Annotated in this window: 9 protein-coding genes and 1 tRNA gene; 5 read left to right on the top strand and 5 right to left on the bottom strand. The window is 59.4% G+C overall.

All coding sequences use genetic code 11. The annotated features are described in order from the left end of the window. The first annotated feature begins 181 nt into the window (after positions 1-181). From LU493_RS07735 to LU493_RS07720, 4 genes are all read left to right on the top strand, one after another. Entirely contained in the window at positions 182-493 is a 312-nt protein-coding gene (locus tag LU493_RS07735; protein ID WP_275287205.1) for a hypothetical protein, read from the top strand. A gap of 415 nt (positions 494-908) precedes the next feature. Beyond that, on the top strand, positions 909-1,538 hold the full coding sequence (locus LU493_RS07730; protein ID WP_045991745.1) for a recombinase family protein: 630 nt from the start codon (positions 909-911) through the stop codon (positions 1,536-1,538). A 268-nt stretch (positions 1,539-1,806) separates the two neighbouring features. Next, positions 1,807-1,980 (top strand): hypothetical protein, encoded by a 174-nt coding sequence (locus LU493_RS07725; RefSeq protein WP_275287204.1) that lies wholly within the window; start codon positions 1,807-1,809, stop codon positions 1,978-1,980. Between the two features lie 531 nt (positions 1,981-2,511). After that, a complete protein-coding gene (locus tag LU493_RS07720) occupies positions 2,512-3,333 on the top strand; it encodes a BRO family protein (protein ID WP_275287203.1) in 822 nt (273 codons plus the stop codon). Between the two features lie 302 nt (positions 3,334-3,635). Here the strand turns inward: LU493_RS07720 and rnhA are convergent, their stop codons facing one another. Continuing rightward, a complete protein-coding gene (gene rnhA / locus LU493_RS07715) occupies positions 3,636-4,187 on the bottom strand; it encodes a ribonuclease HI (protein ID WP_275287202.1) in 552 nt (183 codons plus the stop codon). Positions 4,188-4,771: 584 nt separating this feature from the next. Then, a complete protein-coding gene (locus tag LU493_RS07710; RefSeq protein WP_275287201.1) occupies positions 4,772-5,539 on the bottom strand; it encodes a hypothetical protein in 768 nt (255 codons plus the stop codon). 659 nt (positions 5,540-6,198) lie between these two features. On the opposite strand from LU493_RS07710, the gene LU493_RS07705 reads away from it, so the two are divergent. Then, positions 6,199-6,600 carry a hypothetical protein gene (locus tag LU493_RS07705; protein WP_275287200.1) on the top strand — a complete coding sequence of 134 codons (402 nt, stop codon included), beginning with the start codon at positions 6,199-6,201 and terminating at the stop codon, positions 6,598-6,600. 15 nt (positions 6,601-6,615) lie between these two features. Here the strand turns inward: LU493_RS07705 and LU493_RS07700 are convergent, their stop codons facing one another. The 3 genes from LU493_RS07700 to LU493_RS07690 form a co-directional block, all read right to left on the bottom strand. Continuing rightward, a complete protein-coding gene (locus LU493_RS07700) occupies positions 6,616-7,941 on the bottom strand; it encodes a site-specific integrase (protein ID WP_275287199.1) in 1,326 nt (441 codons plus the stop codon). Positions 7,942-8,088: 147 nt separating this feature from the next. Continuing rightward, positions 8,089-8,162 (bottom strand) — tRNA-Gly (locus LU493_RS07695). A gap of 287 nt (positions 8,163-8,449) precedes the next feature. Beyond that, positions 8,450-8,857, bottom strand: a complete 408-nt coding sequence (locus LU493_RS07690; protein WP_149322339.1) for a CBS domain-containing protein — start codon at positions 8,855-8,857, stop codon at positions 8,450-8,452. Positions 8,858-9,107: the final 250 nt, after the last annotated feature.

Raw genomic sequence — 9,107 nt, 5'->3', positions numbered from 1 at the left:
GGCGAGACGATATCCTCGATCATCTCCCAGCTTCGATCGGAGAGCTCGTAGCGTCCTGCCATGCATCACCTATGCAGCTGCGGCATGGTGCACATTAGTAAATTCGACTTTTCGGACAAAACCTAGCTCTCTCCTCATTGCCTCGGCCCTCTTGACCGGGTGCAGCACCTACAGCTCCAACATGCGGGTTGGTAACGACATCTCCTACGCCAGCATCTCCGATCAGCGTGAAGCGGTCCGCACCGTCAAGGTCTACGACACAATGCCCGAAGGAGCCAAAGTACTGGGCCCGGTTGATGCGGGCAGGTGCCATCGCAGCTTTGTGGAAGAGAGCCCTAGTGAAACGGTGGTGATGACCGATCTGAAGATTGCTGCTTACACCATGGGGGCCGATGGGGTGACCGATGTATCTGTGGAAAAAACGTCGGCCTTGACGAAGAACTGCTGGTACATGCTCGATGCTAGAGGGACAGCGATCTTCCTGCCTGAATAGTAACCCGTACCCGGTGAAGTCTGATTCTCCACTGTACGCTTCTCTCGGCCTCGCCAAGCCATACCAGTAGGGATGCCCGGTCGGTGTCCTTGACTCTCTGAGAAGCGCGCATCGCCACGCCAAGCCGGTCTTCTTGCCCATCCCCTAGCCTGTCTCTGGTTCGCAAAAACAAACCAGGGCACACAGACGAGCAAATAATCTGCAAGCTGTGCGTCCCCGGCGTCCATCCTGTCGAACCGCGTCGGTCTGCCTGTCTATGGGCCTCTGAGTCCGTGATCATTAGGGTACACATCAGCGAGTACGGTCCAAGGCGCCCTGTATCCGTATTCACATACATGGGTTGACCACCCTAGCGAGCACACCTATTGTGAACACATCCAAGCAAACACAGTGCTCGACAAGGGAGTGAACAACGATGGCTTACATCCGCGCCTACCTCCGTGCCTCCACCGATGACCAGAACGCCAGCCGTGCCCGTGAGGCGCTGACCAGCTTCACCAGCGAGAAGGGAGTGACTGTCGCTTCGTGGTACATCGAGAACGCCAGCGGGACCAAGGCCGACCGGACTGAACTGGCACGACTCATTGATGATGCCCACCCCGGCGACGTGCTGCTAGTCGAGCAGGTGGACCGACTGACGCGCCTGACGAAAGGCGATTGGGACAGGCTCAAGGGCGCCATCCAGAGCGCGGGTCTTCGTGTCGTCTCCCTGGACCTACCGACGAGCCATGCGGCGCTGACCGTGGGCAACGGTGACGACTTCACCGGGCGGATGCTCGACGCAGTGAACGCCATGCTCCTCGACATGCTGGCGGCAGTCGCTCGCAAGGACTACGAGGACAGGCGTAGGCGTCAGGCCCAAGGTATCGAGAAGGCCAAGCAGGATGGCCGCTACAAGGGCCGTCCGGTGAACGAGGAACTACATCGGCGGGTCATGGAGCTTCGGGAGCAAGGCTTCAGTGTCCGCAAGACTGCCGACATCGTGGGCTGTGGTGTCAGCACCGTCCAACGCGCCATGAAGCGAGCCGAGCAGCCCGCTCAGTGAGGGACAACATGCGGCGTGACATCGAGGCAGGGCCTAACGGTCCTGCTTTTTGTGTCGGCTTGAAGTCATCCCCTGGCGCATCGGTTGTCACCGGGAGTCAGACAGCAAAGGCTTCTCCTGCCATCCCTTGCCGAATCAGAATCCATAGAAGGTAAATTCCTTTATAATCAATGCTTTACTTATAATGGGTGTGCCCTGTAGCGTGCCCGCTGCTGGTGCTCAGAGGCGGGCGCCAAGGACTACCACCAGACAGCAAGGAGCCGAAGCAATGCGTATTGAGTTCACACGCTGGGGCATGGAGCTGGCCATCATGGGGATGGTCGTCAGGCTGGTCGCAGGAGATGTCTTCCTGCGGGTGCCGATGGTCGGGCTACTCGCTTGGAATCAGTGCGGCCTATCCCTGGATAGCTGGGCAGATGCCAAGCATGAGCCGGTACTGTAAGGGCTGGCACTGAGCCATGGAGGGGGTGGGTGCCCTCGTCATTCATCCCCCGGGTGGGTGCCTCGAAGATCGACTTCCAGCCCCCACCATGCGCCAGCTCGGGGCGGGGTACGGGGAAGCGCGTTCCTTATATACACTCAATTACCGGCTCAGATGTGCGCCACAAAATGGCCGGGGTGGTCGCCGGTAGGAGTCCCATCAGAGTCCCGTTCCTCTGGCTCAGCGACGGACACACGGAGTCAGGGGAACACGGGTAGATCAAGTCCCGGCGTGTCTACTGCCCCCGCCACCGTGGCGATCCCTCGGCGTGGCCCCTGAAAGCACCGCCATACGAGCAAATCGACAGGGCCAGCGCCTTGATGGTCTGCCAGATTTTGCGAGAGAGCCCCGCATCGATGCGCTCAACTTTGAACGTACCTACTACGACGACCTGAACCATGGTCGAGGCCCGTCACGTCAGCGTGAAGCGGACCATCCAAAGCAATGATGACCACCACCAGCACTCGCTCTGCGAGCTGCGCCGAGATGACCATGAGCAGCCGCGAGATCGCGGAGGTGGTCGAAGCACGACACGACAACGTGAAGATCACCATCGAACGTCTCGGGTGCAAAGGCTTGGTGACGTTTACTGCAACGCAGGAACCGACCCCCGGAGGTGGCAAGCCGAGGACGAACTACCACGTCAACAAGCGCGACAGCTATGTGATCGTCGCCCAGCTTTCCCCGGAGTTCACCGCTCGACTGGTGGATCGCTGGCAGGAGCTGGAGAAGCAGGTAGCTCAGCCGAAAGTCCCTCAGTCCTTCGCCGAGGCGCTGCGTCTGGCAGCCGACACCCAGGAGCAACTCGAACAGGTCGAGCAGGAGAAGCAACAGGCTCAGCAGCGTGTCAGTACCTTCAACCCGAGCGGTCACGCAGACATCGACATGGACATCCGCGTCGTCGACTTCGACGGCGAGCCGTGGTTCGTGGCCGTTGACATCCGTGAGTGCCTTGGGCTTACGGCAAAGGGCAATTCTCACAACTACATGAGGAACCTGGACTCCACCGAGAAAACGCACATCGAGAAGAGAAGTACTCAGAATACTCCCCTTCAATCCCTCTTCCGTGGGACCGCCTCCCGCGTAGCAGTCATCTCCGAGTCCGGCCTCTACAAGCTGGTCATGCGCTCGGACAAACCCCAGGCCCGTCCCTTTCAGGATTGGGTGACGAAGGTGGTCCTCCCGACCATCCGTAAGACGGCATGTACGTCGCTGGCGAAGAAGGCCAGTCAGACTGGTCCTCTTAGCCTCTCTCCCCGACGAGCAGATAGAACAGGCCCGCCGCTGCCTCCATGTCCCGCGTCTGCGCCTTGAAAGCCTCACTGGCTGGCGCTAGGCAAGGACTGGCCTCACGGTCGTGCCTCAGCGATAGCAGTACACGGAGGGCCTGAGAGTCGCCCTTGTCGAGGTCTTCGGGGCGGCGCTGGAGAAGGATCGACATGACAGCGGGCGTGACGTAGATGTCTTCCTTGGTCAGATGGACATTAATCCCGCGCCGACAGACGGTCTTGTAGAGGTGGTGGAGCTTGGTCCGTGGGCTGGCGCCCTTGAGTTGGCGGACGGTGCGTACCTCGATGGCCATGGTGATGCTTGCCTCCCCTGGTCCTGCTTCACTATCACTGCGTCGGGATCGAGTGGGCGGGAGCCTTGGCCCGTCCGTACTCTCTGATTGACGCGCCTTCAGCGCCAGCCACGGCGAGCGAGTCGGCCAGCTCATTCTCCGGGTGTCCATCGTGACCACGGACCCAATGGAAGCGCACGGCGTGGGTCTGAAGCAGGGCATCAATCCGGCGCCATAGATCGGCGTTCTTGACGGGGGCCTTGCTGGCCGTCTTCCAGCCTCGACGCTTCCAGCCACTCAGCCATTCGGTAGCGCCTTTCTGGACGTACTCGCTGTCCGTCGTCAGCTCCACACGGGCGGGTCGCTTCAGGGCCTCCAGTGCCTTGATGACTGCCATCAGTTCGGCCCGGTTGTTGGTGATTGTGTCGCCCTGGAGCTTACCGGCGATCTTCAGGCGTCGTCCCGTGCCGTTCATCAGGACTGCGCCCCAGCCGCCTTGCGGGTTGCTCTGGCCGTTGTTGCTACAGGCGCCGTCCGTGTAGATGGAGATGGTGGGGCGGATGTCGTCGGCTGGCGCTTCGCTGGTGTGGTCGGTGGGGATGGTCATGGTCGTTGTTTCCTCATTGGTGATTCCCCCTCGGCGAGTCTCCCCCTCACCGGCCCTCGAACCGGCCCAACGATAGGCCAGCCGATGAGGCACGCGAGGAAGAATCCCGATAAGAGGTTCGAGTGGATGGTCTAGTAGCTGGTCAGCGGGAGAGGCTGACGGGGTGGTCTGAAGGTGTGGCCGTCGTTGATGGCGGACACGGGTATGGACACTGACACAAGCGCGGATGCTCTCTGTCGGCGTCATCGGTGGGCCTTCGGTGAGTGGTGATCGTCATCCAAGATCACCCATCCTCAACAGCGCCGAAGACTGGAAGTACCGGAGAAGGGATGTTGTGTCAGGATCGAGGCAGCGGGCTTACTGGCCCGTCTTAAAGTGGATAGGTAGATGCTGGGTTCTGTGTGAGACATGGATTGATTACATAGCCTGAAGAAGCCTCCGGTGATGGTCCAAGAGCTGGCCTTCTGGCTCTCCTGATACTGCGTCGTTTAGAGGTCGGAAGGCCCATCTTCGAGCTGAGAGAGCATCTCCGGTGTGCCCCAATACTGCGTCGTTTAGAGCAGTGCATCGGGCTGTCGATTCCCTCAGGCAGCTCCCGTGATCCAAGGGTCTAACCAGACTGGGTAAACCAAGTCCTCATCATTGGGCGACCATCCTTGATCTGTCGCCTCAGTCGTCGTCGGAGTTTGCAAGGCCCGCTCCAAGAACGGTAGCGCAATCCCGCAAGCCTTCACATACTTCTGAGCTTGGCGATGGCCCACGTCGAGAAGTCCCTTGACGTTCCTCGTCGAGATGATCTCCAACTCCTGAAGGATGACATACAGACTGATCTTGTTGAGTGGCAGGTTGCGCTCTTTCTGGCTGTGGTGGTCCAGATTCGCAATCCCCGCAATGACATCCGACGCTGGGCATCCAATGTCACCAACAGCTCGCCCCTTCATGTCATCCAAAACAGTGTTCTCGATGCGTTTTTCCCGATTGCTTCGCTTGGGGATGTTGCTGCTGTTGCTTTTATCGAGCCGTTCTCCTTTCTGGGAACCCATGTAACAAGCACGAATCTGCGCAGACCGACCTCTTCCGAGCCGCCGCTTAAGGTTCGGCATCTCGTCAATCGGGTAAGTCTGATCGATGGGATCGTCCGTTGCTGGCGCTTCGTCCGATCCGAAAGCGGGGCCGAACGGCCACCGATCGCGGGGCAAGCCGTCCATGTACTGGAGCTGCCTTTCGGTTTGCTCCTTGAGCGCCAGTCCCCGGGCATTCATTTCTTCCCGACCTGAGCGGCCGCGCCTGACAACAGTCGCAACCTCGGAGCTGCTCGATGTGATGGTCGTTGGAGCTGTGGCGTTATCCATGATCGTGTCTTCCTCATGAGTGGAACCACTCGACCAGCCGGGCCACACACCAGCCCCAGGCCGCAGAACTTCCAACCGGGCACACGAAAAGCCCAGTCCTACGGTTGGCCGGTGAGTAGCTCCACTGATGAGCAGTTGGATAGGTGGTGTGTGTGGTGAAGCGTCCTCGCTGTGAGCGGTAGCGAACTACCTTTGAACGCTGTGGGGAGCGGCAGCAGGGACCGCCTGTAGCGGGGAGGGGATGCAGGTGGCGGCCTTCCCCAGTAGTGGGCCGTAACCGCGCTCTGCTAGATTGGCGGGGGGCTTCCCCGTAGGTGGGTGGCAATCACCCGGAGAGGGCCGGTTCCCCTAAGGTGGGCTCCATCCCCTCCGTAAGTGAGGGGCAATGGTCAGAGGCAGCGCCTTCTCCACAAGTGGGTCGTAATTGATACGGCGCTGTGTGGCGCTGTGAGAGGTTCTAGGTGATGATTGGGGGAAGCGGTCGAGCAAGCCACAGGATTGGCTAATGCCGTCGAAAGTCTACGCAGAGCTGTTCAAGAAATCGGTTGGTGGTCCAAGCACCTTCAATAAGTTGCACTTGGAGCTTGAGGCTGCCAGCCTTTCCATTGGTGTAGAATTGTCAAGACTTTTCGATAACCGATTGAAGATAGGAGCTTTGGATGGGGTTCTGGAAAGGACGGCATTCCGCTGGTGCAGAGCAACGCCGTTTAGAAGAGGCGATATATGAAGCAGTCTATGAGGAACTTGAGACTGGAATGATGAGGAAGGGGCTCTGGGCCAAAGCATTAGCCAACAGTGATGGAAATGAAAGTCAAGCCAAGGCTGCTTATATCAAGCTGCGTGCTACGGCGATGATGGATGATATGGCTATGCGTGCCCAGCAAGAGGAGGCCGACCGAGAGGCTGCTCGGCAGCAAGAGAAAGCGTCGTCAGGCCCGCCACCTGAAGGAAGTTGGACGAATGACACGCCGATGTCCGGCATGAAGTGCAGTAAGTGCGGTGCCGGGTTGAAAATCAACTTCGGAGATGCATACCACGTACTGTGCAGTCGTTGTTCCTGAACGAAACCCTGCCTGTTAATGCAAGGCATCTAGCCGGATGCTCTCGACCGCCTTCAAGCGCGTCCGGTAAGTTGGCCCACGGTTGTAGACCTTATTCGCGGTAGTGAGCCCTCGCTCATGTCCCGTGACCCACACGATGATCGATTCGGGCTGACCCGCGTCCCCCATGATGGTGATGGCGGTAGTCCTGAACGAGTGGAAGGTTAGCTTGCGGTCGCCCCTGGTGACTGTCTTCTTCAACAGCCGGGAGAACCACTGCGAGAACTTCGGTCCCTTCTTGCCGTCGCGTCGTGTGGAGGCCTCTGCCTCGGGGAACAGGTACATGGCACCGACATCCTTCGCCTGTTCGAGCTGGCCCATTACCGATGACTTGATCTCGGGGTGTAGCGGGACTTCCCGTGTGGCGTTCTGATTCTTCCCCTCGCGGATCGCCAGACACCAGATACCCTGACGCTGGATGATGTCCGTTACTTTCAAGGAGCACAACTCATCAATCCGAGCGCCCGTATAGAAGCCCAGGCGCGGGAGTAGGTAATAAATGCCTTCGTTCCCTGCCGTCGCCTCGAAGATGGCCTCCACGTCCTCGTGGTTGAACTGGTCATAACTCCGGACAGACTCCTTGGGCTTGAGCTGATGGCCTTTGAACGGATTGCCGTTCGGTAGCTCCTCTTCCATCGAGTATTCGGCGTGGTGCCAGATAGCCGAAAGCCCGGACAGGTAGTTGGCGATGGTCTGCTTAGTCTTCCCCTCGCCGAGCATCGACGTGATGAAGCCCTTGATCTGTCTACGTTCGAGAGAGAGCAGAGTCACATCATCCTCGCCAAAGTACGCCAGCAAGCGTTCCATGGCCAACTCGTTCTTCGAGCGAGTCGAGGACTTACGCTCTACCAGTGGGGATGCTTTCCAATCCTCCAGCGCCGCTCTGAGGGTCAGGCGATAGCGGGTAGGGGTATCCCCTTGATACACGCTCCGCAGCGCGTCCTGCTCGATCTCAGGCAGCTTCTCGGGGTCCATGGTGTCGATCAGGCTGACGGGATGGCTGGGGTCGGCACTGATGATGGAGTCCTCTGTTTCCCTGAACTGGTCGCGGGCTTGGAGGAACACTCGCCGTTGCTGGACCTGACTGGCTTCGCCCTTGAGCTGGGCTTCGAGGTCGCTCAGGTCGGCAAGCACACGGTCACGTATCCGACAGGCCTCATCGAGGTCGCCGGTCTGAGTGCTCTGGTTAAGCATCTTCTTACCGAGGTGCTGGGCGAGGGTCGGAGAGAGGCGCTTGTTGATGAACCAGACGTTTCCACGCTGGCGAAGGCTTCGGGTGTCGTTAGGTCTGCCCCTGGCCATGATGATCCCCCAATCGCATGATGCTCGATGGGGCGAGGGTATCAGTGGAGCGGGGACGAGGTGTAGCCACTTGTGTAGCCATTACCGTAGCACCTAACCCCATGAAAGGTGGGAGTTTTCTTTGAAAACAGGAGGTTAGGATAGATATGGAGCGGGTGAAGGGAATCGAACCCTCGTCTTAAGCTTGGGAAGCTTCTGCTCTACCATTGAGCTACACCCGCGAGGTTTCCCAGTATATCCAGAGGGTTAATGATTACAACCCCGTGGGTTGAGCCGCACTCACGGGGATCGGCGGCAGGCCCGGGAAAAAAATCGTGAACGCGGCGAACTTTTTTCCTCAGCGCTGTCTCATCAAGCACAGACAACATCATCATCGCGATGGCAGTCGCTAGCAATGTTGTTCTGGCTTGCATAATCGATCCTTGCCGCCCCATCCATTGGGGCGGCTTTTTTTTGATCCTTCCATCGGGGTCGATGCCGACGCGCCCCTGGCGGTCGGCCTAGAGGCTCAGCTGTGGCGCATGCGCAGGATGGCGTTGAGCACGTCGCGGCGGGTCACGATACCGACCAGACGGGTCTGCTCGGTGACCGGGTAGATCTTGGGTTTGGCACCCAGCATTTCCTGGGCCAGGTCGATGATGCTCTTGTTGGGCGTGACGGACAGCACTTCATGGCGCATCAGTTCTCTGACCAGAGGCGGTTCATCGTTGAGATAGGCGCTTTCCAGCACCTTGCCGAGGACATCCTGCTCGGAGATGAATCCGATCAGGTGATCGTGCTCGTCGACCACGGGGGCCCCTGGCAGCCTGTGCAGCGACAGTCCTTCGGCCAGGGTGGACACCGAGGTCTTGCCGGAGACCCGGTAGCAGTCGCGGGACATGATCTCGCGAACGATGGTGGGGGCCTTCTTGGGCATGGCAGTTCTCCTTGTGCCGACAGTGGTGAGCCTCGCCCGGGCAGGCACCCGACGGTGCCGGGACGGCTGACGTTCGCCGGGACGTCGGGTGGTCCGGGTGCCCTTGGGGCTGCCTCGGCTTCAGCATAGTCGACTCGCGCGAGTTACGGCCGCTCGTGACAGGAACCCGTGTCGGGCCGACCGACTCCAATATGGCACAATGGTCCCATGAGTCGTTCGTGACCCCCGATCACCGTTGGAGATGCCCATC

This window comes from Halomonas elongata (genome assembly GCF_029081005.1).
Taxonomy (GTDB): Bacteria; Pseudomonadota; Gammaproteobacteria; order Pseudomonadales; family Halomonadaceae; genus Halomonas; species Halomonas elongata_B.
Note: the sequence above shows the minus strand (reverse complement) of the source record. Positions and strands in the feature narration are given on the sequence as shown.